18 protein-coding genes, 1 tRNA gene and 1 pseudogene are annotated in these 25,872 nt (G+C 69.4%); 3 read left to right on the top strand and 17 right to left on the bottom strand.

Translation table 11 applies throughout. The annotated features are described in order from the left end of the window. Window positions 1–58 precede the first annotated feature (58 nt). Window positions 59–715, bottom strand: coding sequence for a J domain-containing protein (locus F4X11_20670; protein MYN67408.1), 657 nt, complete (start codon window positions 713–715; stop codon window positions 59–61). An 8-nt stretch (window positions 716–723) separates the two neighbouring features. Then, entirely contained in the window at window positions 724–1,137 is a 414-nt protein-coding gene (locus tag F4X11_20665) for a clan AA aspartic protease (GenBank protein MYN67407.1), read from the bottom strand. A gap of 233 nt (window positions 1,138–1,370) precedes the next feature. Between F4X11_20665 and F4X11_20660 the strand changes: the two genes are divergently transcribed. Then, window positions 1,371–2,528 (top strand): ATP-binding protein, encoded by a 1,158-nt coding sequence (locus F4X11_20660; GenBank protein MYN67406.1) that lies wholly within the window; start codon window positions 1,371–1,373, stop codon window positions 2,526–2,528. Between the two features lie 4 nt (window positions 2,529–2,532). Here F4X11_20660 and F4X11_20655 read toward each other — a convergent pair whose 3' ends face one another. The 8 genes and pseudogenes from F4X11_20655 to F4X11_20620 form a co-directional block, all read right to left on the bottom strand. Continuing rightward, the gene (locus F4X11_20655; protein ID MYN67405.1) at window positions 2,533–4,848 is read right to left on the bottom strand and encodes a DUF2384 domain-containing protein; all 2,316 of its coding nucleotides are present in this window, start codon (window positions 4,846–4,848) and stop codon (window positions 2,533–2,535) included. 914 nt (window positions 4,849–5,762) lie between these two features. Further along, complete coding sequence (locus tag F4X11_20650; protein MYN67404.1) at window positions 5,763–6,638, bottom strand: hypothetical protein; 876 nt, start codon at window positions 6,636–6,638, stop codon at window positions 5,763–5,765. Window positions 6,639–6,682: 44 nt separating this feature from the next. Next, on the bottom strand, window positions 6,683–8,050 hold the full coding sequence (locus tag F4X11_20645) for an AAA family ATPase (protein MYN67403.1): 1,368 nt from the start codon (window positions 8,048–8,050) through the stop codon (window positions 6,683–6,685). A 70-nt stretch (window positions 8,051–8,120) separates the two neighbouring features. Further along, a complete protein-coding gene (locus F4X11_20640; protein MYN67402.1) occupies window positions 8,121–9,767 on the bottom strand; it encodes a tetratricopeptide repeat protein in 1,647 nt (548 codons plus the stop codon). After that, complete coding sequence (locus F4X11_20635) at window positions 9,764–11,674, bottom strand: CRTAC1 family protein (GenBank protein ID MYN67401.1); 1,911 nt, start codon at window positions 11,672–11,674, stop codon at window positions 9,764–9,766. The genes F4X11_20640 and F4X11_20635 overlap by 4 nt, the downstream gene beginning before the upstream one ends. Window positions 11,675–11,700: 26 nt before the next feature. After that, window positions 11,701–15,006 (bottom strand): TonB-dependent receptor, encoded by a 3,306-nt coding sequence (locus F4X11_20630; GenBank protein MYN67400.1) that lies wholly within the window; start codon window positions 15,004–15,006, stop codon window positions 11,701–11,703. A gap of 240 nt (window positions 15,007–15,246) precedes the next feature. Continuing rightward, window positions 15,247–15,900 (bottom strand): annotated as a pseudogene (locus F4X11_20625) (alpha/beta hydrolase fold domain-containing protein). Then, window positions 15,900–16,619 carry a phospholipase gene (locus F4X11_20620; GenBank protein ID MYN67399.1) on the bottom strand — a complete coding sequence of 240 codons (720 nt, stop codon included), beginning with the start codon at window positions 16,617–16,619 and terminating at the stop codon, window positions 15,900–15,902. The pseudogene F4X11_20625 and the gene F4X11_20620 overlap by 1 nt, the downstream one beginning before the upstream one ends. A 41-nt stretch (window positions 16,620–16,660) precedes the next feature. Between F4X11_20620 and F4X11_20615 the strand changes: the two genes are divergently transcribed. After that, a complete protein-coding gene (locus F4X11_20615; protein ID MYN67398.1) occupies window positions 16,661–17,152 on the top strand; it encodes an ABC transporter ATPase in 492 nt (163 codons plus the stop codon). A 1-nt stretch (window position 17,153) separates the two neighbouring features. On the opposite strand, the gene F4X11_20610 is transcribed toward F4X11_20615, so the two are convergent. The 6 genes from F4X11_20610 to F4X11_20585 form a co-directional block, all read right to left on the bottom strand. Next, window positions 17,154–18,407, bottom strand: a complete 1,254-nt coding sequence (locus F4X11_20610; protein ID MYN67397.1) for a hypothetical protein — start codon at window positions 18,405–18,407, stop codon at window positions 17,154–17,156. Window positions 18,408–18,499: 92 nt separating this feature from the next. Next, the gene (locus F4X11_20605) at window positions 18,500–20,443 is read right to left on the bottom strand and encodes a DUF3604 domain-containing protein (protein ID MYN67396.1); all 1,944 of its coding nucleotides are present in this window, start codon (window positions 20,441–20,443) and stop codon (window positions 18,500–18,502) included. Between the two features lie 34 nt (window positions 20,444–20,477). Then, entirely contained in the window at window positions 20,478–21,548 is a 1,071-nt protein-coding gene (locus F4X11_20600; protein MYN67395.1) for a HupE/UreJ family protein, read from the bottom strand. Between the two features lie 4 nt (window positions 21,549–21,552). After that, window positions 21,553–22,386: a hypothetical protein gene (locus F4X11_20595; GenBank protein MYN67394.1), complete on the bottom strand. Its 834-nt coding sequence runs from the start codon at window positions 22,384–22,386 to the stop codon at window positions 21,553–21,555. A gap of 69 nt (window positions 22,387–22,455) precedes the next feature. Further along, window positions 22,456–22,532 (bottom strand) — tRNA-Pro (locus F4X11_20590). 75 nt (window positions 22,533–22,607) lie between these two features. Then, entirely contained in the window at window positions 22,608–23,114 is a 507-nt protein-coding gene (locus F4X11_20585; protein MYN67393.1) for a hypothetical protein, read from the bottom strand. Between the two features lie 22 nt (window positions 23,115–23,136). Between F4X11_20585 and F4X11_20580 the strand changes: the two genes are divergently transcribed. Further along, window positions 23,137–23,712: a molybdenum cofactor carrier protein gene (locus tag F4X11_20580; GenBank protein ID MYN67392.1), complete on the top strand. Its 576-nt coding sequence runs from the start codon at window positions 23,137–23,139 to the stop codon at window positions 23,710–23,712. Here F4X11_20580 and F4X11_20575 read toward each other — a convergent pair. Beyond that, entirely contained in the window at window positions 23,685–25,868 is a 2,184-nt protein-coding gene (locus F4X11_20575) for a tetratricopeptide repeat protein (GenBank protein MYN67391.1), read from the bottom strand. The two genes, F4X11_20580 and F4X11_20575, sit on opposite strands and share 28 nt — an antisense overlap. Window positions 25,869–25,872 lie beyond the last annotated feature (4 nt).

The following is a 25,872-nucleotide window of genomic DNA, read 5'->3' as shown; positions in this document are numbered from 1 at the left end:
CAGTCGACTAGCGCGCGTTGCGGATCCGGATTCCCCACTCGTACTCCAGACTACTGGCCTAACTTGCTGGGAGAAGGAACACCACAGTTGCCACGAGGATGATCACGCCAGTCCAGAATAACCAGTCTTTGGATGCGGACCTCACCCCCGCTGCCGCCATCCCGGCAAACAATAGCCATACGCCAAGATGCGTGTCCGGTGTGCTATCGACTCCTCCGAGAATGCCGAAACCGACGACTGCTGACGGAAACCCAAGGACGTAGGCCAACGCTTGGGGCAGAGGAAGCTCCGATACGGTCGACTCGCTATGTTTCTGACGACGGTTGTGCTCTTGCCACTCCTCACGCTTTCGACGTTCAGGCTCATCCCGTTCATGCGCCTGCTGTTCATCTCGATCCTGCTGACGGCCGTACTCCGTTCGTACTCGACGCTCACGTTCCTCTGCCCGGGCTTCGCGTTCACGTCGAGCGCGGGTTTGTGCGGCACGTTCACGTCGTGATTCGCCGTCGCGTGTCGTCCCGGTATCGCTTGAGGCCCAGAGCGTCTCATATGCCCAACGAATCTCCTTGAATATCCACTCGGATGTCTTGTCTCCCGGGTTCTTGTCCGGATGATGTTTCTTTGCGAGACGCAGGTATGCAGCTCTTATCTCAACGCGCGTAGCATTCGACTCCAGGCCCAGCACGTCGTACGGGTTATGGTCCTGTCGCGCCATTCGGCCGCCTACTTCAGCTTGAGCAGCGGATAGTCGGGGTATCGCGGAGCGAGCGTCCGATTCGTGCAATCGGCGATCAGATCGAGGGTTTCGAGGACGACCTGGCCGATCAAGGGTTCGCTCAGGGGCGGGCCGACGACACAGTCCATGCTCATGGAACGGTTGCCGATCTGAACTGTCACCGGCCCGGCCAGCGTCCGTTCCTCCCGGCGCTCGTCGGCGTACGTGACGAACGCGGTACCCCGTTGGCCCAGGCCCAGGCGTTCCACCACGTTCTGTGGCAGAACCAGCGTGACGGCCCCCGTATCGACGATGGCGTCGATGGTCGAACGACGGATGTCGGATTCCTGGCCGTGTCCGCGCTCGACGACGGCGCGGTCACCGGGGTTTTCGAGTGTGACGTCGGCGTGTATCTCTCCCATGGCTCGCTTTCCGTTTGGTCGCAGTAGACGATAGCACCGGCGGACTCCGGGGGCGAGGGTCGAAATCAAGACGCCGGTGGTGTTCGGAAGCGGTCGAGCCTGCAAATGGGCGTTCGACCGTGGCCGAGACCCCGACTTCCGGCGTAGCGGCTCGCGTGGCTGTCTCCGAGACAGCGCGCCACTGCCATGAAATCTCGATGTTTACCATCGAGATTTCATGGTAGCTTCACGCCATGATCGAACGGGTCGGCCATGTGCGCACCATCCGGCAACGGCTCCGGGCGTTCCCCGTCGTCGCCATCCTGGGGCCGCGTCAGATCGGCAAGACGACGCTGGCGCGGCAGGTGACCGAGGCGCATGCGGGTCCGACGCATCACCTCGATCTGGAGCATCCCGCGGATCTCAACCGATTGCTCGACGACCCGCTTCTCGTCCTGGAAGGTCTGCGTGGCCTGGTCGTGATCGACGAGGTGCAACGCCGCCCCGATCTGTTCACGGTCCTGCGCGTGCTGGCGGACCGCCGGCCGCGGCCGGCCCGTTTCCTCGTACTCGGCAGCGCGTCGCCCGACCTGATCCGGCAGTCGTCGGAATCGCTCGCCGGGCGCATCCATTACCGCAGCCTCGGCGGGCTGAGTTTGGACGAGATCGGGGCCGGGGGGCTAGATCGGCGCTGGCTGCGAGGCGGCTTTCCCGGAGCATGGCTCGCGCGCTCGCACGCCGCGGCATTCCTCTGGCTCGAGAACTTCGTGCGGACGTTCCTCGAGCGCGACCTGCCGGCGCTCGGCGTGCGCGTGCCGGGACCGACGCTGCGTCGTTTCTGGACGATGCTGGCCCACTGGCACGGGCAGATCTGGAACTCGTCGGAGTTCGCGCGGTCGTTCGGCGTCTCGGATGGCGCGGTGCGGCGCTATCTCGATCTTCTGACCGGCGCGCTGGTGGTGCGTCAACTGCAACCATGGCACGCAAACATCGCCAAGCGGCAGGTCCGAGCCCCGAAGATCTACCTTCGCGATACGGGAGTGCTGCATGCACTGCTCGGCATCGGCGACATGCGGTCCCTGAATGCACATCCCAAGTCCGGCGCGTCGTGGGAGGGATTCGTGCTGGAGACGATCATCGACCGGCTGAGCCTGCCGGACGAGCAGGTCCACTTCTGGGCCGCGCATACCGGCGCGGAGCTGGATCTGCTGATTTCCCGCGGACGCCGGCGGATCGGGATCGAAATCAAGCGCACGACCGCGCCGAAGGTCACGCGCTCGATGCGCTCGGCGCTCGCCGACCTGGATCTCTCCGAGGCGATCGTCGTCCACGCCGGCGGCGACTCCTACCGGTTGGCGGGCAGGGTTCGGGCTGTGGCGGCGAATCGGTTGTCCGTCGATCTGGGAATCTGAGGCGTCACGTGATGTCGAGCCGCAACTCACGGCGAAGCGGGGAGAAATCGAAGGGCGCATCGCCGGGGGCATGGTTCTCCATGTGCTCCATCTGCTTGAACACCAGTTCGAGTTCGGCGCGTCCGGCCGCGGTTCGCGCCGCATCGCGCGGCGTCCGTCCTTGCAGGGCGGGTAGCGGCTGGTCGAGCCAGCGCGCGTAGTGGCGCCTCTTGAATTCCGCTACGGCCCTGGCCTCGGGCGAGCCGGGGGCAGGGGGAGGCGGCCGTTCCTCGCGGTCCTTCAGCAGTGCCTGTGGATCGGTGTGTTCGCGCGCGCGATGGCGTATCCGGGTACCGCACGCGGTCTCGATCCGCGCGCGCAGGGCGTCCGCCCTGGTCACCGAGTTGGTTTCGAGTCGGAGCACCGTCGGTTCGACGCGTACGTGGCCGATGACGGCCTGCTCCCCGTCAGGATGCGGCGGGTCGTGCGGTCGCAGGAACGCGTACTCCGTTCGGTCCTCGATGGTCTCGCCCCGCTCGGCGCCGTCGAGCGCGGCCACGCGGGCCTCGACTGCCGCGGCGGCGCCGGGCGTCACGTCGAAGTGATCCGTCGTGGGCAGCAACGGGTCACCGTCCTGGTTGCAGAACTGCGGCGGCGCGGCGCGTTGCGCGTCCGCCACGTCCACGGCATCCTCCCAGTGGCGAATCAGGTAGCTGCCAACAGCGGGATCCCGCAGGCGGTCGATGGGGACCGTTCCCCGGCGCTGCAGTCGGCGTCCGGTGTACCGCACGACCTCGGCCGCGCCGACCGGAGACAGAGGACGCGGATGCATGCCGCAGAGGAGCGAGATCCCCTCGTGGTCCACGACACGGGCGAGGATCGTGTCACGGGGGACCAGGGTCCGCGAGCCGCGTTTTTCCTGCACGGTGCGCTGCACGTCGGACAGGAGATCGCGTAGCTTCACCGTCTTGCCCGGATCGACCGCAACCACTTCCCACACCGACAGCCAGGCGGCGCGTTGCGCGTTCAGCCAGGCGCGCTCGTCCGCCGTGCAGCGGTGGCCATGGCGTTCGAGGTACGCCTCGACGGCCGTCCGGCCGTCCACCTCGAAGTTGTAGACCGACCAGGGTGCGGCCAGCGGCACGGCTTCGCGCAGGCTCCGGAAATCTTCCCTGAAAGATGCCCAGGCGGCGCCGAATTCCCGCATCGCGAAGCGGGTGAGGCGGGCCACCAGTCGTTCGTCCGACTCGTGTATCGCCGGGGCGCGCTGTCGATCTGCATGTTGGGCCTCGTCGTCCGGCAGGCAGCATTTCTTGTACTTGCGTCCGCTGCCGCACGGACAGGGGGCGTTGCGGGCGACCCGTGGTCTGAAGGGCGCTACCGGCGCCGGTTCGGGGGCGAGTGCGACGTCGAACTCCATGTCCGCACGCAGGTCGTCCACCGGGTCCGACAGGTCGACGTCGGCGTACGCTTCATAGGGTACGGTGAACCGTACCTCCTGGTCGTCCTCGTCGAAATACGACTCGCACACCGGCGTGAACGTGTCCGAGGAGAACGTCGCCGCGTACTTGAGGATGAACGCGCCGAGCGATCGGGCGCAGGCGGCGGCTATCTCGACGTCGCGCTCGACGAGCGGGCGCAGCACGCCGTCCGGGTCGCGGCGCTCGACCACCGGATAGGCGTCCGGGCTCTCCACCGGCCAGCCGTGCGTCATCGCCTCGCGCCGCATCGCCGGCGGCAGATCCGCGGCCCGTTCGTACATGAGCGCCAGCCAGCCGGAACCGAGGTCGATCTGACCGTCCTCGAGGTCGCCGGCTGCGTCCATGAACGCCTCGAAGCCATCGAGCGACGGGAAGATCAGGACACCGTGCCTGCCGGTCGCCTGACCGAGGATCGACAGGCAGGCGCCCTCGACGTCCAGCGCCGGAACGTCCATCCGTAGCACCTGCACGTCGGCGGCGATCGACCAGGGCGCCGTCGCGAACAATCCGCGCGCGGCCGTGAACAGACGTTCGACCGCGGCGGGCGAGACCCGGCTGTCGGCGAGGTAGCTCTCGTCGGCGTCGCCCGGCGGCATCGACTCGACCAGGTGATTGAACACCTCGTCCAACTCGGGTACGGGAGCGACCGTGACGGGGATGGTTCCGTCGATCGCAGCGCGTACTTCGTCGGCGGAGACGGGGTCGTCTACGCGGATGGCGTCCGGCCGACGCGGCGCACCGACGAGAGGGACCGTCAACGCCGTGCGCAGTACGCGGCCGACGGCGCCGTCGAGGTCCTCGGGCATGACCGCGGCTTGGCCGACGACGAGCCCCTCGGGTAGCTCGAGCCAGAGCACCACCTTGGGACGGCGGGGTTCTTCGCGATCGACAACGTAGAACGGGGGCGCGAAAACGCCGCCGATCCACTCTCGGCGCCCTGGAGCCGCGCCAGTGCTGCGCTGCCGCCTGTTGGGCCGGCGCTTCACCTGGCGAGCCCGCCTGCCATGGCGGGATGATACCGTGTCACGCGCGGACGGTTCGGGACGCTAACGGGTAGCCACGAAATAGATGACGTAGAACCACGACAGGACGCCGTGGACGGTTGCCCACAGGACGGACATGTGCAGTGACCACGAGATCGTGATCGCCAGTGCGCTGCCGAAGCCCCAGAATCCGATCCCGGCGTTCGTCGCGTTCTTGTCCGGCATCTGAAATGCTCGCGTGCAGATCGATGATAGCGGGGTTTCAGCCGGCCGCGGTAGAGCGACGAGGTTCTGGGCCGTTGCGCTCTACTCCACGATAGCCGGTCGTGCCCTGCGGATCTTCCCGTCCTTCCGCAGGATCGAGCCGCACGTTCACGACGATCTCCCGTTCGAGCGCCGAGCTCATCCAGACACCGGTATCGGCGCTTTCCCATTCCCGGTTGATCCGCTCCGCCTCCGCGCAATCTGCCCGGTACTCCTCGAGGCGACGGGCCAGATCGTGGGCCTGGTAAGTCCTGATCGCCTCGCAGACCAGGGCGCTGGGTTGGGGGTCGATCGGAGGTACTGCGCGATGTCGGTCGGTACCGAGATGGTCACCCGCGTTCTGGTCGAAGACGTGCTAGTCGGTGGCATCGGCTTCCTCCCGCGCTCTCCGTGGTGTGATGGTGTGTTGCGCGTTCAGCCAAAAGCGCTCGTCCGGCGTGCAGCGGCGGTTTGTGGCGACCCCGATGGGTTCGGCGGCCGTCCGGCGTCCACGTCGAAGCCGTAGACCGACCAGCCGAGACTCATCGTTACCGCACGGGCGTTTCCACCTGTTCCTCCGCGGTGGTGACGTCCAGTCGCCACTCGACTCGGACAAAGTAGCGCGCCATGGCCGCGTACTCGCGCTCCGGTGCCATCATGGCTCGGATCGCGGCCGCGGCCACTTCCTTCGCTTCTGTCGCATGATCTGGCGGGAGTGTCTTGATGACGTCCGCAAGCGTCTTGAGCACCTCGTAATTCTGCCATCGGCGACGGCGCAACTCTTCCCGGTTGAGGCCGAGATCGTCCTCCGCCGCTCGAATGGCTCGAATTGCACGGATCCGGTTCGTGCGTGCGGTGACGCGAACTTCCTTGAGGACGGGGTCCGCTTCCCAGCCGTAGAGCTCTTCCGGGTCTTCGACGTAGGGATCGACCAGAAACGGCTTCTCCTTGATTGCTGACCGTAGGAACTCATCGAACGGCATGCCTCCGGTAGCTCGGTCCCGTGGATCGGGAGTCATCAATCTGGCATGTTCCTGCGCGGCGATCTCTTCGGTTGGAGCGGGCATTGCCGGACCTCGCCAGCGACGGGCCTCCCTGGCAACCCTGAAGGTGGCTATCTTGTACATCTGGTTGCAGAGCTGGCAACTGTAGGAGAAATTGTCGTAGCAGTACGCCAACCACCAATAGACGCTCTGGGGACGAAAGTGTTCGACGTCGCCGTAGGCGACGGTGCTGGTGTCAGACTCGCAGTAGGCGCACTTGCCGTGGCTCTCTGCCTTCAGGTGCGTCTTCGCCTGTTTCCAGACCTTGTTCGAGGGCTTCTTCCCGTCCTGCCGCAGCCTGATGAGCGCCAGATTCTTCTCGATCCGCTGTTCGCCGGCAAACCCTGCGGGCGGCTCTGCGGTTCTCGTCAGTTTGATCACGGCGTCCGGCGTCTGGGAATCCGCTTCGGAGGGTTCGTGGTCTGCTACTTGACCACGACCTTGCGCCCGACCTGGGAGCGTAAGGGCTTCGTCTTCGGTGTCTTGTCGTCGGAAGTCCCCGAGGCGCGGACCGCGGCGTTCTCGATCAGGGCTTGAATTGACCTGAGCGCCTCGGTTTGCGCCTTGGTTCCCTCGCCGCCGTTCCACGCCGGCGGCGCGTCGGCGAGCTGTTCGCGCAGAACTTCCAGCCGTCGATTTTCATCGGCAGAGCGACGTCTCTTGCCCTTGAGAGCCCGGTATTCGTCCTTGAGACCGGTAATCCGGGCAGAATCGACCGTATCGATGCCGAAGAACGGCTCGATGAGCTGATGAAGCGCGAGCCGGTCGGGAGATGTGTCGTAGCCTCGGATCTCGGGTGCGGCTGCGGGTGTCGGGCGAGCAAGGACATGGACTTCACCTCGACCGGCCTGCTGGGCGGTCATGGGAGAATGCGTGGTCGCCACGATCTGGAAATTGGGCAGCTTGTTGTCGATGAAACGTCGCAGTCGCCGTTGCCACTTGACGTGCAGGTGCAGGTCGATCTCATCAATCAACAGGAGTCCCCGCGTTGCCAGGGGATTCGAATAGTCGTCGAACGTCCCGGTGGTCCGGTAGAGCAGATCTCCTACCCAGGCCGCCACGTTCTGGTAGCCGTCGCTCAGGTCATCGAGCGACACGGGTCCGTCTGCCGTATCGAAGACCAGGGTCTTGCGCGTCTTGTCGATGTCCTTGAATCTAGCGTCGGGAAGAAGCTCGGCAAGCGCCGATCGTATCAGCGAAAGAAAGCTCTCACCCCGGACGTAGTGCAGGTCCATAGCCCACGATGCAAGCGGCCGGAGCGCTGCGTCGGCGTCGAACAAGGTGCGGACCCTGGCAGCCCGGCCTGATCGTTGCTCGTCTCCAGGTATGCCGGGACGGCCGAGGCGACGCGATGCCCCATAGCCGGTGAGGAAATAGCTTCGCCCGGTGTGCGCGAGAGCATCTTCTAGTGGGGCTAGCGGTTCGGCGTTTCGATCGATCGTCTTGGAGATCGTCTCGTCCCGATGCAGCTCCAGGTGTACGCGATCGTCTCCCTGGGCGGTTGCAATGGTGCCTTCGATGCGGGCGTTCGTTCGCCCGGAGCGAATCCAGCTCGACGGATCCCGCCCCAACAACTCCGGCAGAGCATCGCGCCCGCAGAGGAGAAGGGCGATGCAGCGCAGGATCGTGCTCTTGCCCGTACCGTTCTCGCCGAGTAGCAGCGTCCATTTCCGCGCGCCGCCGTCCTCGCTGTTGAAGTCGACCTCCAAACCCGCGATGGCGCGTACGTTGTCGATGCGGATGCGTTTGAGGAACACGGTTCGGGCAGCCTCCTCGGGTGATTGCGCACCAATGACGCCATTCTATGCCGTCGAGCGACTTCCCCAACGCAGGCTTGTGTCCGGTCCCGCAGATGGTTCGCGTTCACGGCATCTCGTCGTCGCGCCAGGGAGTGCGGGACGGCTCGCCGCGCTCGTACAGCCGGAGATTTCCGCCCATCAACTGCACCAGGTCGTTGCGTCCCGCCTGCGCGGCCATCGAGATGACCTCCCGCTGCCACGACGCCGCTTCGGCGTAGCGTCCGACCTCGGCGAGCGCCATCGCCATGGCTTCGCCCAGATCGAAGCTCCGCTCCTGCGCGAGCAGCTCCTGCACCAGCACCAGCGCCCGCTGCCCGTCGCGGGCGCGCGCGTCGGGCGCGGCGGCCAGCAGGCGGGCGAGCGCCTTGCGGAACATCACCTGGTCGGGATGGCTCGTGATCCCTGCCTCCAGTCGGTCCCGAGCCTCCTGGTAGCGTCCGAGGAGGACGAGCGTCATCGCGTATCCGAACCGGGCCTCGGGATCTCGAGCATCGGCGGCGATGACCTGGTCGTACTCGGCGAGCGCTTCGTTCGGCCGCCCCATCCGCCGCAGGAGACGAGCCAGCCGGACGCGGGCCTCGACGTAGCTCGGCTCGTGCCGCACCGCGGTCGAGAACCGGTGGAGCGCCTCCTCGAAACGGCCGTTTCCCTCCAGGAGCAGCCCGAGGCTGTAGTGCGCCTGGGCATACTCCGGCGCTGCCCGCAGGGCCGCTTCGAACTGTGTCCGGCCCCCGCGCTCGTCGCCCGCCATGAACAACGCCGTTCCCAGCCGGTGCCGCAGCGACGGGTTCTCGGGCGCCAGCTCGATGCCCCGGCGGAAGGCCGCCGCCGCGGCTTCCCAGTCTCCGCCGGCGAGCGCCTGAATCCCCTCGCGCTCGTAGGCGCTCGGACTTTGCAGAGAGTCCCGCATGGCCTGCATCAACGGGTCGGGCCGGCGGACCTGGCCGCTGTCCCGCTGCCGCAGGTGCCCTTCGGCCCTCTCCAGCTCGCCCAGGCCGCGATAGGCCATCGCGAGCGGATAGTGGATGTCGGCGGCCCCCGGATCCACCGCCAGGGCTGCCTCCAGATGCTCCACGGCCTGCAGGTAGTCCTGTCGCATCACGGCCGCCCGTCCCAGGCCGACCCGCGCCCAGACCGAGTCGGGCCGTAGCGCCAGCGCCTGCGCCAACAGCGGTTCGGCCGCCGCGGGCCGGCCCTGCTCCAGGTGGACCTCGCCGAGCGAGATCAGTGTCGGGACGTCGTCCGGCCGTAGCGCGAGGGCCCGCTCGAGGGCCGACGCGGCCTCGGCGAAGGCGCCGCGGGTCGTGTAGAGGTGTCCGAGATAGTACGGCCAGCGCCTGTCGTCCGGCGCCAGCGCCTGCGCGTTGCGGTAGAAGGGCTCGGGCGCGTCGACGTAGCGTGCCGCCATCAGCACGGTGCCCATCGCGCCGTACGCTTCGCTCAACGCGCCGGCCTCGTCCGCGCCTTCGATGGCCGCCGTCAGTGCCGCGTAGCGCTCGCGGATCTGCTCCCGCACGGCGGGCGTCATGTCCGAGAGATCGGGCAGCGGGGTGGGCCGCAACGCCTCGGCGCCGGGTACGTCGGGCGGCGTTGTCCCGGACCCGTCCGGCGCCCGCGGGTCGGCCGTGCAGCCGGCCACCGCGGCGGCCAGCGCCCCCGCCAGCAGCCCGTGGCGGAACGCCGGGTGCCGCCGAGAGCCATGTCGCCTCACCGCCCGGTCCCTTCCGTCAGCGTCGTCCAGCGATCGAGAGGAACGTCCGTCCACACCTCCACCCGCCCGCCGGGCCAGTGCACGCGGATGCGCGAGACCGCCGTCGCATCGCCCAGCCCCACGTGCACGCGCGGGTCGTTGGCCGACCCGTAGCTGCCGTCGGCGCGCGCCCGCCGCCACAAGGTCCTTCCGTCGCTCGTCGCGACCTCGACTCCGGCGCCCAACATGTCGCGCGGGGCCTCGGCGCCCCCGACCAGCCGCAGCCCCAGCCAGTGGTGCGCGCGCTCCACCTGGTTGACGAGCAGGCGGACCCGTCCGCTGTCGTTGCCGACCAGCACGTCCATGTCGCCGTCGTTGTCCACGTCGCCGAAGGCGGCCCCGCGCCCCACCTCGGAGGTCGCGAACGTCGCGCCGGCCCGGCCGGTGACCTCCTCGAACCGGCCGTCGCCGAGATTGCGGAACAGTTGCTTCGGCTGATCGTACGGGAACGGTTCGTTGGCGCGCTCCTCCGTTCGGCTCACTCTGCCGTTGACGGTCAGGACGTCGAGCCAACCGTCGTTGTCGAAGTCGAGCCAGGCGGTCCCGAAGCCGGTCAACCGGAGGCTCGGCGGCCCGAGACCCGAAAGCGCGCTCCGGTCCTCGAACAGTCCGGTGCCGTCGTTGACATAGAGCGTGTTCGTCTCGGTGGTCAGGTGGGTCATGAACAGGTCTTCGTCCCCGTCATTGTCGAAGTCGCCGGCGTCCACGCCCATGCTTCCCTCGGCGTTGCCGTTGCCGTTCAGGGCCGTGCCCGACAGCGGTCCCGTGTCGACGAGCGTTCCGTCCCGCCGGTTCATCCACAACTGGTTCGCCTCGCCGTCGTTGGCGACGTAGATGTCCAGCCACGCGTCGCCGTTGAAGTCGGCGGTCGACACGCCGAGGGCGGGCCCGAATGTGCTCGTCGCCAGGGCGGTGGCCGTGACGTCGACGAAGCTGCCGTCGCCCCGGTTCCGATAGAGCCTGTCGGGCTGCGCTCGGTACACCTGTGGCACACAATAGCCGAGCCGGCCCGTTTCGCTGGGGCATTCCCTTTCCGTTTCGGTGCTGTAGTCCACGTAGTTGCCCACGTAGAGATCCAGCCATCCGTCGCGGTCGTAGTCCACGAACGACGCCGAGATGCCCCATCCCGGGTCGTCGAGGCCACTCTGTCGTGACACGTCGCTGAACGTTCCGTCGCCATTGTTGCGAAAGAGCTGGTTCGGGCCGAGATTCGTGAGGTAGAGGTCGACCCGGCCGTCGTTGTCGACATCGCCGGTGGCCAGCCCCATCCCGTACCCGCGCGCATCTATCCCGCTTGCTTCCGTAATGTCGGTGAACCGCAGCGTGCGGGTCCCGTCCGGCTGCACCGTCAGATCGTTGCGGTACAGGCGGCCGGTGAGCGGGAGCGATCCCGGCGGCGGGAACAGGGCCTCGTCGACCGTTCCCGTGCCGAGCAACTGTCCTTGCACGAGGTAGACGTCGAGGTCGCCGTCGTTGTCGATGTCCAGCACCCCGACGCCGGGCGGCATGATCTCGGGAAAGTAGAACTCCCCCGACATGCCGTTGAAGTGCACGAAGTCGAGGCCGGTCTCTTCGGCGCGGTCCGTGAACCAATCGGACCCGTTCTCCGGCCGGGGACGCCCGGCATCGCCCGCGATCGTGCGAAGCTCGCTTCCCTCGGACGCGCCGGACGCACCCGCGTCCGGCGTCTCGGCACCGCAGCCCGGAAGCAGCGCCACCGCCACGAACGCGGCCAGGAGCCGGTGGCGAAACTCAGCGTGAGTCTTGCCATCGCGGGCCGCGGAGGCTATCAGGCGCCGGAGAAGAAGGAGCCCGTGGTGAGACCCTGCGCGGGTGTCGCCACGAGCCCCCGGAAGCCTGATGCGCATGCGGACGATGGTGGCGTACTCTCTCCCTAGAATTCCAGCGAGCCGCCGACGTGAATCAACCGGCCCGCAAGGATCGAATCCACCTCGTTGTTCTGCAGCGACGCCGGCACGAGCCAGCGGGAACCGAACCGCTCGTTGACCCCCAGTACCTGGTTGCCGTTGAACATGTTGTAGATGTCGAGATTGAACGTCACCCGGGCCCCGCCGGCGTCCACGGCCTTCGAGAACCGCAGGTCGAGCACGTTGCGCCGGTCCAGGAACTGCGTATACGGCGCGATCAGCGGCACGGCCGCCGTCGAGGTGCACTCCGTCCGCGTGCCGCACGCCGCCAGGTTCCGCCCGAGCGACGGCGCGATCAGGTCGTTGGGCACGCGCCAGTCCGCGTCGATCGGTCTCCCGGCCACGGTCCGGAACGAGCCGCTGAACGAGATGTCGTAGGGCAGGGGGTAGCTGCCGAACATCTTGAAGTTGTGGTGCGCGCTGAACGGGATCCGGGTGTCGCAGTTCAGCAGGGCCTGCGGCGAATCGATCGTGAAGCAGGTGTTGATGACCGTCCGACCGGTGTCGAAGCCCCCGCCGAGCTGCGCGCCGTTGAGGAACCGCGTGTCGATGTTGACGCCGAAGAAGTCCGACGTGCCGCAGTTCCTGCCGGCGAACGGGGCGCGGCCGGACGACGTGCGCTGCTCGCCGCAGGTGACCCCGGCGGCTCCCGAGATGAACTGCCCCGCCTCGGTCGCCACCGTCTGGTTCTGCCCGAACTTCTCGGGCTTCACGTCGTAGAGACCGCAGATCTCGTAGCCCCCGCCGCCCGGCAGTTGCGGATGCATCGGCGCGGTGACGCAGTAGGGATCGAAGTCCTCCGGACCCACGAGGATGTTGTCCCGGGCCCGCCAGTTGCCGGCCCAGTTGCGATAGTAGCCGGCGGTCAGCGAGACGCCGGCGGCCAGCTCGTGCACCACTTCCGCCGACATGTCCCAGGTGTAGTTCCGGTTGCCGAAGCCCTGGGTGATCGAGTCGTCGTAGATGGTCGCGCCGGGCCGGTCCAGACCGAAGTTGAGGTCGCTGATGGGCCCGCACTCGCCGTTCTGGCCGAAGTTGGTCAGAGCGCAATCCGGCACGAAGTTGAGATTGTCGTCGTTCCAGGTGCGCGTCACGCTGTTCACCGAGGTCACGAGCGGGTTGAGGTTCGTGACCAGACCGCTCAACGCCGTCTCCACGTAGCGCCCGAGGGCGAACTTCAGGGCGGTCCGGCCACTGCCGGCCAGATCGTACGCGACGCCGATCCGCGGATTGATGTCCGTGAACCGGACGGCGTCCGCGATCTCGGCGTATTCGCGCGCCGGAACGAACCGGGTGGCGCGGAAGCTCTGGGCCGGCACGCGGCCGTTGAAGCGGTCGAAGCGCACGCCGAGGTTGAGCGTCATGCGGGGCAGCGTCCACTGGTCCTGGACGAAGATGCCCAGGGGGGTCAGGTGCTCCTTGCGGGGGTCGTCGGCGTATGTCGCATGCTGGGTTATCCGGCTCGGCAGCCCGTTCCGGAGGTGGTACCACACGTCGCCGTGGATCTCCTGCTGGAACTCGGAGATGCCGTGCTCCAACTGGAAGCCGGCCTTGAAGGCATGCGACCCCGTGACGTAGGAGAGCGAGCCCCGCTCGGAGTAGCGGTGTTTCTTGATGTGGTCGGAGTAGTACTGCCGGGCGTTCCACCGAAAACCGGTGGTCAGCTCCCGGAGGTGGACTGCGTCCGGCGCCGACGCGAACTCGCCGTCTCCGGGCGACGGGTAGGGCCACCGGCCGCGCATGTTCGAGAAGCCGGCCTCGAGCAGCAGCCGGCTCGACACCGGCGACGTCCAGGTGGTCTGGTACAACTGCTCGGGCGAGAGGTTGTACTGGTGGACGAAGGCTTCCGGCGAGTAGAACTCGCCCCGGCCCCGATTGAAGAACGACTGGAAGTCGGCAAAGACGCCGATCTTGTTTCTCTCCGAGGCCTGCCACGTGATCCGTCCGCCGACGCTCCGCATCCACTCCGTGCGGTACGCCTTCCGACTCTCGTCGGGCGTGTATTCGAACGTCGGGCTCCCGATGCTGGTGTTGAAGAACGGGCCGGGCACGGTGTTCTTGTTGCGGGCGGCGCGGGACGCCGCGAAGAACCACACCCGGTCCTCGGCGATCGGGCCGCCGAGGGTCGCGTCGACGTTGTAGAACTTCAGCATCTCGTTGGTGAAGGTCACACCCTGGTCCATCAGTCCCTGATCCAGGTTGTCGGCCTGCAGGCTGTCATTGGAATAGCGCGCGTCGAACATGCCCGAGAACTGGTTCCCGCCCTCTTCGGGAATCAGGTTCATCACCAGCGTCGCCTTGCTTTCGGCATTGCCGCCGCTCGTTTCCAGGACCGTTTCCGACGAGAACGCCGTGTTCACCATGTAGATGATCGACACCCCGTTCGGGTCGGCGATGCCCATCCCGTCGAACAGCATCTCGGAGTCGCTCTTGCCATGGAAGAACAGCGCGCCGCTCTGGCCGTTGGCCCGGTAGAGACCCGACGTCCCGCCGACGTCGGCGGTGCCGGTCACCCCGGGGACGAGCGAGATGAGCGACGACGCCACGGCCTTCAACCCGGTCGGCAGGGTCTCGAGCTGCTCGGTCGTCAGCGATTGCTGGGCGACGGTGTTCTGGATGTCGACCAGCGGGCTCGCCCCGGTGACCGTGATCGTCTCCTCGATGCCGCCCACCGCCATCTCGGCGTCGATGTTGGCGGTGAACCCCGCCGTCAGCACGACGCCCTCCCGGATGACCGTGGAGAACCCCGGCAGCGTGAAGGTGACCGAGTACTCCCCCGGTATCAGGTTGATGGCGTTGTAGTTGCCCTGGCCGTCCGTGAAGACGGTGCGGGAGCCCTCGATCAGGGCCGGGCTGGCGACTTCGACGGTCACGCCGGGCAGCAGGCCGCCGGTGTCGTCGGTCACCGAGCCGGCGATGCCAGAGGACTGCTGCGCCGCAGCGGCGACGGGCAGGATCAGCACCGCGCCGATGATCGCCGACGCGATGCGGCGGGCGTCGCTCGAACGGGGGCTTCTCGACAGGACAGTCAGGTCGTGGCGGGCGCGCGGGGTCGCGCGGCTCGTCAGGGACATGTCCAAGGGGCTACGAGTCATCGCTACGCCTCCTTGCCGGTTTACGGGAGCAGAACGAGAGATGCGAAGGGCGACCGCACGAGGGCGGCCGGATCCTAACGATGCGGGCGGGGTGCAGGTGGCGGGCAGCCGCCTGCCGGGAGCGGGCAAGTCCGCACGAAGGCTCGCGAACGACGACGCCATGCATCTGCCCGGCAACTCGCTTTCCGGTTACGGGCTCGACGACGACCGACGTCTACCTGACGATGTTCGCGTTCTCGGTCTGGACAACCGCACCGCGCGGCCGTTCAGCACCCGGAAGCCATGCTGCGCCTGACCCGGTGCGAAGTCAAGGCAAATTGGGTCTTGTCCGCGCTCTCGGTCTCACTTGCCGCTGGAACTGAGATGCCGGCCGATCCAGTCGCCGATCGCGTCCTGGACGCGCGCGTGTACTTCCGCTTCCGCCGGCGCGTTCTTTCCGCGAACCTTGAAGGAATGATCCCCGCCGTCGACGACGAACAGCTCCGCGGCGGGGCAGGCGGCGAGCACCGGGCGGAGCTCGTCGGGGGTGCCGAACGTGTCCCGGCTACCCTGCACGAACAGCATCGGCGCGGTGATCGCCGGCAGGTGCGCATCGCGTAACTTCTCCGGCCGGCCCGGCGGATGCAGCGGATAGCCGAGCAGGACCAGACCATCGACGCCGGACGAGACCCCGTCGCGCGTGTCGGCGGCGACCACCTGCGACGCGATGCGCCCGCCCATGGATTTTCCGCCGACCAGGAGGCGGCGGCCGGCGACCGACTCGCGTTCGCGCACCGCCGCGATAACGGACCGGTAGCACGCTTCGAGGCGGGCGGGCGGGTCCGGGGCGCGGCGCCCCCGCTCCTTGTAGAGGAAGTTGAAGGTGACCACGCCGATACCGCGGCTCGACAGGCCCCGCGCGAAGGCGGTCATGAACGGGTGGGTCTGCGGCGCGCCGGCGCCGTGGGCGAGGACGAGCGTCGTCTCGGGTACAACGGTCGTGCCGGCCGCCGCCGGCCGCGCGTCGGCGGGGTAGTCGAGCGCGCTGACCGACTCGCCGGCCGCGAGAGTGACGGTGAAGGGCGCGGCCATCACGCGAGTCCTCCCAGGAATCGCCCCGCCTCCGCACGGAAGTCGTCCGTCCACTCGTGGCCGCCGTCGAAGACGAGCGGCGTGACCGGCGCGCCGGCGCTCTCCAGGAAGGCGAGGTCGACGTCCATTTTCTCCTGGGTGTACCACGCGTCCAGGCGGCCCCGGCCGATGAGGACCGGCGGCCACGCGAGGTCGGGGTCCGCCCGCAGGTCCGGCGGTACGTCGCCCGCCAGCGCGATGATGCCGCGGCAGGCGTGTCCGGCGCGCAGTCCGGCGCGGTAGGCCATGGCGGCGCCCTGCGAGAAGCCGCAGTAGACGAGCGTACCGGTCGTTTCGCGCGTCCTCCGCACGGCGCCGACCACGTCGCGGACGTAGGCGATGTTGTCGGCGATGGCCAGCTCGCGGTCCTGGCGCGTCATCCAGCTTCCGACGACGTGCCGGCGGCTGTCGCTGTAGTGCCGGTGGAGAGCCTGCACCGCCGCCCGCGTCCACCGCGCGGCCCCGGGAATACGGTCGAGCTCGGCCAGATGACGCTCGGCGTGCTCGCCGTAGCCGTGGAACCCGACCAGCAGCGGCGCCGGCCCCGGCCCGTCGGCCGGCGCGACGAGATAGCGGCCGTGCGTCGTCGCTGGGATCGTATGGGCGGCCACGGCAGCCTGTACGGCGGGTTGGACCGCAGCGCCGGCCGGCGATGCCGCGTCGTGGGTGCGGGTGGTCACGGGCTGTATTCTAATGAGAGCCCTGAGGGGAGGAGGAGCGGATGCCGCGGATTGCGTTCGATGAGTTGCCCGAGGATGCACGAGTCTGGATCTTCTCGGCGGAGCGAAGGCTGAGCGGGCCGGAACGGGCACGGTTGCTGTCCGAGGTCGATGCCTTCATCGATCAGTGGGGGGCGCACGGGATGCCGCTGACCGCGGGTCGTGCCCTGGAGTACGACCAGTTCCTCTTCGTCGCGGTGGACCAGCGCGCGGCCGGCCCCTCCGGTTGCTCCGTCGATGCCCTCGTCCGGCAGATGAAGGCGCTGCAGCAGGAGATCGGGGTGGAACTCGTCGACCATGCCCCCGTGCTGTTCCGGCAAGGTGAGGAGATCGCCCGGGTGCCGCGGGATGCGTTCGCGGAGCTGGCCGAGGCGGGCGAGGTCGGTCCCGGCACCACCGTGTTCAACAACACGCTGACCAGCCTGGGCGACGTGCGGGCCGGACGGTGGGAGGTGCCGGCGTCCGATTCGTGGCATGCGCGCGCGTTCTTCTGATCTACAGCCGCGTGAACTCGTACAGGTAGAGCAGTCCCACCGCCACGACGAACAGGGCGGCGCTGAAGGGCACGTTGCTGCGCGCGATGCGCCAGTTGTCGGCGCCGTAGCGGGTGGCGAGCACCACGTTGACGCCCGACAGCGGGTTGACGGCGCACCCGAGGCCCCAGCTCATCGCGAAGGCCGTGGCGAGCAGCGTCGGGTCCACCTCGATGGTCTCCACAAGCGCCACCGTGACCCCGACCAGCACCGCCGGGTGGATGCAGATCAGCGAGGTCACGATGCAGGCCAGCACCAGCAGGCTCGCGTGGAAGGCGTCCAGGCGCGGAAGGATCGTCCAGTCGCCCGCTCCCGCGGCGGCGACCACCCCCGCCGCCAGCATGCCGGCGCCGAGAAACAGCGCCAGCTCGCCGCCCATCTGCGGCGCGCGCTCCCGCACGTACTCCGCGAGCGCCGGCCGCAGACCGCGTACGCCGCGGCGCTTGAGCAGGACTCCCACGACCACCGCGGGCGTGACCATGGTGATCAGGGTCAGCACCGAGTAGCCGGGCATCGCCACGGAGGCGACGAGGACCCCGGCGCCGAGCGCCAGCGGCACCTTCAGATCCTGCGGATGCAGCGGGTACCCCCGGAAGCCCTCCACATCTTCGGCCCGGCCCCTGCGCGCGAACCAGTACAGCAGCAGGAAGGCGGCCGCGGCCAGCGGCAGGCCGAACAGCATCATCACCAGCGGGCTCGACCCGGGCGTGTAGGACAGGGCCAGGGCGACGCCGCCGATGAACGGGGAATAGAAGGCGACCGCGCTGAACGCCCGGCTGAAGAGCTGCGCCTGTTCGAACCCCAGCGGCCGCATGCGCGTCAGCCTGTCGCACATGATGATCACGGCCGAGATGTTGATGACCGACCCGAACGCGTGAATGCCGAACATGCTCTGCAGGTAGGCGCCCACGCCGCGCGGCAACTCGGGATCGTTCGTGCGCGGCGGGCGGTTCAGCAGCCGCAGCAGGGTGATCGAGGCCAGCATCGACAGGATCGGCTGGTTCTGGCCCAGGAGGCTGTCGAGACGCAGCGGCGCCCCGCGGCTGGCGCCCCAGAGCAGGGCGGCCAGACCCACGGCGATGAACACCAGCGCCTGAAGCTGCTGCCGGCGGCCGATCCCCGGCCAGAGCAGCGCCAGCGCCACCCACGCGAGCATCGCCGCCGACACGTCCGGCACCGCCGGCCACACGGCGCCGGCAATCGCCAGGGCGAGCATGCCGGCGATCACCCCGCCGGCCGCGTGCTGCGTACGCGCGGCTGGCGCCGCCTCGCGGCGCCGCCAGGTTCCGATGGGTTGGGCCGTGACGGTCAGGGCGTGACCCAGATCGGCGACGACCAGGCCCGCTCCTGGATGGTGGCCGGGAGATCGGGACGCGGCTCCACGCCGGCGCGGACCGCCTCCCAGGTGGACCAGCGGCAGGAGGGGTTCTCGAGCGCCCGCACGTAGTAGATGGCGCGTTGCGCCGGATCGAAGTCGGGATCGGCCCACAGCGTGCGCAGCTCGGCGTCGCCGGCGTCATCGCTCGCGATACAGGTGCCGAGGTCCACGGTGGCGCCGTTGTCGGGGCAGCGGTGCGTCTCCGGGTCCACCGACGCGCCGTCCGAGCAGGCGACATCGTAGACCCGTTCGTGCGTCTCGCCGTCCTCGAGCCAGCCCTTGATGACCTGGAGCCGGGCCAGCGGGTTGCTTTCCGGATCGCGGCTCGCCCAGACCAGGAACCTCGGGACGCGCCGGCCCGGTGCGGCCAGCTCGCCGCCCATGGCGACGCCGCCGGCATAGGCCGCCGCAACGAGGTCCGGGTCGTCCGCGAGGTCGTCCGCATAGTCGTAGCCGGCGAAGAACCGCAGCCGCATGCGCGGCCCGGTGGTGGCGAACGTCTCCTTGCGCCGGAAGGCGTCGTATATCGACTCGCGCGTGTTCTCCTCCGCCCACACTCCGGTCAGGCCCGACGCGCCGCGGATCGCCCCGAGCGGCGAGGCGCTGTAGAGGCTGCCGTCCGGCCGCGGCGGGTCGAACGGTATCGAGGCGCCCCGCTGCGGGCGGCCGCCGGCGGTGAAGTAGTCGGACTCGCTCGGCGCGCCCGAGCCGGCATGGTTGTCGGTGGCCCCGACGAGCCCGAAGCGGAACGGGTTGATCCCGCGTTCCTCCTCCAGGCGCAGGCCGTTCAGGTAGGCCTCGCGCACGTAGCTGCCGGACGGCTGGCTCGGTGTGGTGCCGCCGCCGATGCGGTAGGACCAGATCTCGAAGTCCGCCCACTCGTCGTTGGGGGAGAGGGCCGGATGGGTGTCGGAGGTGCCCTTGGTCTGGGTGATCTCCACCAGCGGCTCGTTGCGCGTGCGCGTCTCGGCGTAGGCGGCGTCGAGCGGCTCGCCGGCGTAGGTCGCCAGCCGGAACATCAGGCCGTTGGAGCCGTTCGAGTTGTGCGGGATGGCCAGGGCCTCCATTCCCGCCTCGCGGTTGCGGTCCATCCACGCCCACAGCGCCTCCGGATTGAACGAGTCGAGACGGCTGAACGGCACCTCGGGCGCCGCGCTGCCGCGGAAGATCACGTTGCGGTGCAGGTTCTGGTTCTCGGGGCTGCCGGTGAACTCGTAGGCGATGAAGGTGGTGAAACGGCCCGGATCGTTGTGGCGCTCGGCCGCTGCGATGGTCTCGCGCCAGGCGGAGCGCACCACGTCGAGGTCGAGCAGGCCGTCGCGCGTTCCCAGGGTGTGGGCCCGGATGTCCGCGTACGCCGCGCCCCGCTCGGCGCCGGTCAGCTCGCCGGCGGCGATGCGCCGCGCCAGCTCGGCGTCCGGGTGCCGCGACGCCTCCTGCCCGGGATCCAGCATCGCCGGCAGCATGCCCAGGAAGCTGGCGTGGTCGGTGACCGCGAAGAAGTCCAGCGGCCTGTCGAGCTGGATCTCGAATCCGGCCGCGTGGGTCAGCGGCTCGCCCTGCGCGTAGCGGTAGGCGTCGTCCGGGGTGGCCCGCGTGCCGTTTAGGAACGCGTCGTAGGAGAAGTTGGTGTGCGTGTGGAGGTCGCCGAAGTAGACGTTGCGCAGCGGGTCGGGAACCGTCGCGGCGGCGCCGGCCGACTCGGCGGGACTGGCGGATGCGGCGGCGTTCCGCGGCGCCGCGGCGGCGACGCGACCCTCGTCGCCGCCGCAGCCCGCAAGCGTCAGCCCCAGCAGCGCGACGGCGCCGAGTCGTGCGGCAATCCGTCGACGGGGTGCGAGAGAAACTCCTGAACGGTGGTCGTGACGCGGCATGACACCTCCAACGCGGTCCGAGCAGGTGCGGCGATCACGGCGCGGCCGACACCATCGACAGCACCCGTTCGACGAACCAGTAGGCGGAAACCGTGCCCATGACGTAGATCGGCATCTGCGCGGCGAACGCGGGCACCGGGACCCGCCAGATTCTAACCGTTTGCAGCAGCGCTAGCAGCGCCCCGACGATGGCGAGCTGTCCGATCTCGACTCCCACGTTGAACAACAGCAGGGCCGTCGCGCGGGCCGACTCGGGGAGCCCGATCTCGGCCAGCGCGCCGGCGAACCCGAAGCCGTGCAGCAGACCGAAACCGAAGGCGATCGCCCATGGCGAGCGCGCCATCGCCGACCGTTCTCGCCGCGCGCCGCGGGCCAGCTCGACGGCCAGGAACAGGATGCTGAGCGCGATCACGGCCTCGACCGGCCGTTGCGAAAGCCTGACGACCCCCAGCGACGACAGCGCCAGAGTGACGCTGTGCGCCGCGGTGAACGCCGTCACGACCTGCACGAGTTGCAGCGGCCGGCGTACGAAGAACAACAGGCCCACGACGAACAGGATGTGGTCGAATCCGAACAGCAGGTGCTCGATGCCGAGCACCAGGTAGGTGGGTACCGATGCCCCGCCGGTCGACTCCGCGGACAGGACCACGCGCGGCGCCTCCGAGCGGAGAAGGTGGTCGACGGACGTCCCGTCCAGCAGGCGCGCCCGGAGCAGGACGTCGGTAAGGGTGCGCGGCAGGCCGTCGATGGAGATCTCCGCGCCCGCGAGCCCCATCTCGCCGCAGGTCAGCGTCCAGCGCTCGATGAGGGCAGCCGCCGTCAGGTCGGGGAGCGCGCGGCCGGTCTCCCGGCAGTGCGCGGGGAATCGTGGCGCGATCGGCAGCCGGAGGACGAGTCCGGGGTCGTCGTCCGGCAGGATCGGCTGCTTCCAGAGCACCTCGAAGCGTCCGGCGGATACCTCCGTCACCTCGAGGTAGGCGGGCCGCACTTCGTGGGCGCCGAGAGCTGCGGGAAGGGCGAGCGATGCCAGGAGAACAAACGGCAGCCGGCGCCCGGCGCGGTGTGCGGCCCGCGGCTTCGCGGTCGCCCATGTCGAAGCGGACATGTCCCTACGGTCGCTCCGCGGCGGGCGTCCGGAGGTCGTAGCGTTCCCGCAGCGCCCGCAACGCGGCCCGATTCTGATCCCGACGCTGCGCCGCCACCAGATCCGGGACGACCCGCTCCCGCACGTCGTCGAGCGCCGGACGCCGCGGCGTCCTCCTGTTCAGCACCTGGACCAGGTGCGAACCCAGCGCGGAATCGAGCGGCCCGTGCCACTCCCCGGCCGGAAGGCCGTCGAGCGCCGCCGCGAAGTCTGCCCCGAACAGTTCCGCTATCTCCCGGTCGGTCCGGTCCGTGTACTCTCTCAGCAGCGAAAACGGGTCGCCGGCCCGTCTCCAGCCGTCCGCTCCGTCGCGCACCACGCGAAGCAGATCCGCCGCGTCGCGCTGCGGGTCCGCCCGCCGGTCGCCGCTCAGATAGACGTGCCGGAAGGTCGTCCGCTGCGGCTCGCGGTACCGCTCGGCGTGCGCTGCGAAGTAGGCTTCCACCTCGCGGGCGCCGGGTGCCGGCAGTTGCGCATTGTCTTCCAGCATGAAGGTCATCTTCTCGGCGAGCCGGCGGCGCACGATCGGGTCGTCGCGGTCGAGCCTCAGCCGCAGCGCCTCGCGATAGAGAATCTCTTCCCGGACCGCCTCGTCGAGCAGGCCCTGCAGTTCCCGATCGGTCGGCGGCCGGCCCCACTGCGCGTCCCAACGGGCGCGGAGCGCGTCCACCTGCTCGCCGGTGACCGTGACGACACGCTCCTCGCTGTTCCCGTCCGCCAGCCAGCGCTCGACGGCGAGCACGCCGACCCCCAGCACGAGAAAGACCAGCAGCGGTGATCGGCTCGGGGACGGAGTCATTGGAGCGCGCCGCAGAGGCCCCTGCCGTTGTGCGGGAACCGGGTCGGGTGTCTGCGCGGTCGATGCGAATGGTCGGGGCGCCGAGGTTCGAACTCGGGACCTCCTGCTCCCAAAGCAGGCGCGCTACCGGACTGCGCCACGCCCCGCCGGCCGGCGTCGTTTCGAACGCCGTCAGACACGCTACCACATCCGGCGTCTCGCCGGTGACCCGATGGAGTCGGTTACCGGCGGTGGTCGAAGACGTGCTCGACTTCGACCACCTTCGCGCCCGCCACGGTGACGACGTTGTCGCCGGCGAGGCGCTCGCCGAACGCGCCGTAGCGCGCCTCGACGTCCGCTGGCTGCGGGGGCAGGGGGAACTGCACCACGATGCGTACGCTGCCGCGGGGCCAGTTGAACGTGTTGATCCGCGTCCAGAAGTGGCCCTCCGCCACCGATGCCCGCCCGGACTCGATCAGGTTGGTGGCCGGCCATTCGTCCGCAGGCGTGGTGTCGCTCATCTCGTGCGCCACCTGAAAGTCGACGAACGCCCCGTCGGGCAGGTCGGTCGTACCCTCGATCCAGAGCTGCCGCCACTCGGACCGGTGCTCGACGACGAGCTGCACGGTCTCCATCCCCGATGCTGCATCGGAGGACGCGCCTCCGGCGCCGCACGCGGCGGTCAGACAGGTCGCGAGCAGGACGAGCGGGAACGGGGTTGGCGCCTCGCGCGGCCGCTGGCTCCGCATGAGGACATTATAGTGGGCGCCGATGGAGCTCCTGCAGCGGCGGCCGGTCGTCGGGGTGATGGGGTCCGGCCGCGAGCCGCACGTGCAGCGCGCCCGCCGCGTCGGCGAGTGGATCGCGCGGGCCGGGTATCACCTGCTGACGGGCGGCGGAGCGGGCGTGATGGCCGCGGTCACCGAGGCATTCGTCGGCGTGGAGGAGCGCCGCGGCCTCGCCATCGGCATTCTGCCTGCCGCGGGGGGCGACAGCGCCGGCGCCGCGCGGCCGGGGTATCCGAATCCGTGGGTGGAGATCGCCGTTCGCACGCATCTGCCCGAGGTCGGCGCGCACGGCGCCGGCGCGGCCTCGCGGAACCACCTGAACGTGCTCACGTCGGACGTCGTCATCGTCCTGCCCGGCTCGGTGGGCACGGCGAGCGAGGCTCGTCTGGCGGTCCGTTACGGACGCCCGTGCATCGCGTGGCTGGCAAACCGCGGTGACGTGCCCGGGCTGCCGGATGCGGTGCCCGTGGAGTCCGGGTTCCCGGCGGTCGAGGCCTTCGTCCGGGCGGCGTGTCGGTCGGCCAGGGGCGATCAGGGTTCCGGGACCGGCATGCGGTAGGGCCGGAAGGTGAGGAAGAGGCGGATGCGCCCCTCGATGGCCGGTACGAGCCGGGCGAAGGCGGTGCCGCGGGCCGCTTCGGCGGCGCGGCGCGCCGTCGACAGCGCGTCGTCGAAGCGGCCCACCGCGGCGTAGGCCACGGCCAGCGTGTCGAGGACCTCCGGGTGGTCGCCGCCGATCAGCGCGACCGCCTGCTGGGCCAGCGAGAGAGCCTCGGACGACGAGCGGATCGCCGCGTCGGGCGCCGCCGCCCGCAGCCAGGACAGACCGACCAGCGCCAGGGGAATCCGCGGGTTCAGGTCGAGGGCACGCCGGTAGTGGGTGACCCCGCCGGCGAGATCGTCGGTGGCGACGAGGGCGCGCGCGAGATTGGTGTGCACGTCCGCGTCGTCGGGCGTGAGGGTGAGCGCCTCGCGGAAATGGGTTATCGCCTCCTCGGTCTCCCCCGTCGAGAGCAGCGCGTTCGCCAGGTTGTAGTGGGCGCTGGCATCGCGCGTTCCGAACTGCAGCGCGAGGCGGTAGTAGACGATCGCGTCGTCCAACGAGCCGGTGGCGGCGAGCAGGGCGCCCAGGTTGTTGTGCGCGGCGGCGTACCGCGGCCGTTGGGCCACCGCCTCGCGGAACGCGTCGATGGCGCCTGCCGTATCGCCTTCCACTACCAGCAGCGAGCCCAGGTTGTAGTGCGCCGTCGCGTGCTCCGGGGCCAGGGCCAGCGCCCGGTCCAGGTGCTGCCGGGCCAGATCTCTCTGGCCCAGGGTCAGGTAACGGGCCGCCAGGTCGGTATGGCTCCGGTAGTCGTCCGGATCCACCCGCAGCATCGCCTGCAGGCCGAGCAGGTCGTTGCGGGCCTGCTTCAGGCTCAGCGTCCGGACCAGCTCCGCTTCGTCGTCGGGACTGACGGGCACGGCCTGCAGGAAGGCCTCGGCTCGCACGGAGTTGTCGTCCGGGGTGTACCGCACGCGGACCGGCGGGATCGCCGGGGCGTGCGGATGCGCGCCCGAATTGTCGAAGCTGAACTGGGCTCGCAACAGGGTCCCCGCGGGCAGGCGGATCGGCTCCGCGTAGCGGTAGCCGTCCTGCCAGTCGAAGCGCCAGTCGTCGATGCGCAGCAGGCCCCGAGCGGGTTCTCCGGGAGCCTCGGCCATGACTTCGACCGCCCTGCCCAGACGGTGCATGTAGGCGTAGACGCCGGTCACGTCGACCGCGACAGGCAGGATGTAGCGGTCCTCGACGACGTGCGCAGGCTCGCCGGCCGGGATGTCGAGCGCCGGCGCGTCGAGTATCACGCCGAGGGCTCGCCGCGCCGGCGGATCGTCCGCGAAGTACAGTCCGATGGAGGCCCGTACGTCGACCGGCTGTCCGCGCGACCGGAGGCCGAGCTGCAGCAGGAGGTCGGTGCCCGGATCGAGCTGCCACGCCAAGTTTGCCGCGGCCGGAGCGGTCCGGCGCCCGCCGGCCCAGACCAGGAAGTCGCCGGGCGGGAAACGCCCGTGGTCGGGGGCGAGGCCGGGATAGCCCGGAGCCTCCTGCTCCTCCTGAAGCCGGCTCCCGGTTGCGGTGTCGTCCAGCGTCACCTGGGCGCGCTGCAGGACGGCCTGCGCCGCCGGGTCCGTTCGGACATCCACGGCGCGCACCCAGCGGGGCGCGGCGATCTCCACCGGCAGGGCGAAGTTGCGGTACTCGACGCCGTTGCCAGCCGCCACGGTGTAGGCAGCGGGCATCGAAACGACGAGGTCCGGCTCTCCGAGCGGCCACTCGACGCCGGGCGCGGGCGGCGCCGCGCCGCGCCCGCTGCCGGCCGGGGCGCCGGCTGCGGCCCAGCGCCGGAGAAGGTCGCCGTCGGCGCCGGTGAGTTGCGGTTCGCCCTCGAAGGCGCTCGCCGCATAGGCCTGCGCCGGCTGCCAGGGGGGCATCCGACGCGCGACGACCATCTCCGCGATCCGCTCGGCGCGCGCCCGCGCCTCGTCGTAGGTGGCCAGGCTGAACGGGCCCAGGCCGCCCGGACGGTGGCAGCGGACGCAGTTCTCGCTCAGCAGCGGCGCCACGTCGTCATAGGTCACTGCGGCCTGGCCGGCCGCGAGCGCCGGGACGGCCCCGCCGATGAGAACGGCGAGCGTGGACAGTCGCGCAGGAACCCGGCTTCGCATGACGTTCATTGGC

The organism is Acidobacteriota bacterium, assembly GCA_009861545.1.
In the GTDB taxonomy this organism is placed as follows: domain Bacteria; phylum Acidobacteriota; class Vicinamibacteria; order Vicinamibacterales; family UBA8438; genus WTFV01.
Note: the sequence above shows the minus strand (reverse complement) of the source record. Positions and strands in the feature narration are given on the sequence as shown.

Excerpts from the sequence above, each read along its gene's own strand:
- F4X11_20670 (MYN67408.1), bottom strand. The coding sequence starts at position 715 with ATGGCGCGACAGGACCATAACCCGTACGACGTGCTGGGCCTGGAGTCG.
- F4X11_20665 (MYN67407.1), bottom strand. The coding sequence starts at position 1,137 with ATGGGAGAGATACACGCCGACGTCACACTCGAAAACCCCGGTGACCGC.
- F4X11_20660 (MYN67406.1), top strand. The coding sequence starts at position 1,371 with ATGATCGAACGGGTCGGCCATGTGCGCACCATCCGGCAACGGCTCCGG.
- F4X11_20635 (MYN67401.1), bottom strand. The coding sequence starts at position 11,674 with ATGCGCATCAGGCTTCCGGGGGCTCGTGGCGACACCCGCGCAGGGTCT.
- F4X11_20615 (MYN67398.1), top strand. The coding sequence starts at position 16,661 with ATGCCGCGGATTGCGTTCGATGAGTTGCCCGAGGATGCACGAGTCTGG.
- F4X11_20610 (MYN67397.1), bottom strand. The coding sequence starts at position 18,407 with ATGCTCGCCCTGGCGATTGCCGGCGCCGTGTGGCCGGCGGTGCCGGAC.
- F4X11_20605 (MYN67396.1), bottom strand. The coding sequence starts at position 20,443 with ATGCCGCGTCACGACCACCGTTCAGGAGTTTCTCTCGCACCCCGTCGA.
- F4X11_20600 (MYN67395.1), bottom strand. The coding sequence starts at position 21,548 with ATGTCCGCTTCGACATGGGCGACCGCGAAGCCGCGGGCCGCACACCGC.
- F4X11_20595 (MYN67394.1), bottom strand. The coding sequence starts at position 22,386 with ATGACTCCGTCCCCGAGCCGATCACCGCTGCTGGTCTTTCTCGTGCTG.
- F4X11_20585 (MYN67393.1), bottom strand. The coding sequence starts at position 23,114 with ATGCGGAGCCAGCGGCCGCGCGAGGCGCCAACCCCGTTCCCGCTCGTC.
- F4X11_20580 (MYN67392.1), top strand. The coding sequence starts at position 23,137 with ATGGAGCTCCTGCAGCGGCGGCCGGTCGTCGGGGTGATGGGGTCCGGC.
- F4X11_20575 (MYN67391.1), bottom strand. The coding sequence starts at position 25,868 with ATGAACGTCATGCGAAGCCGGGTTCCTGCGCGACTGTCCACGCTCGCC.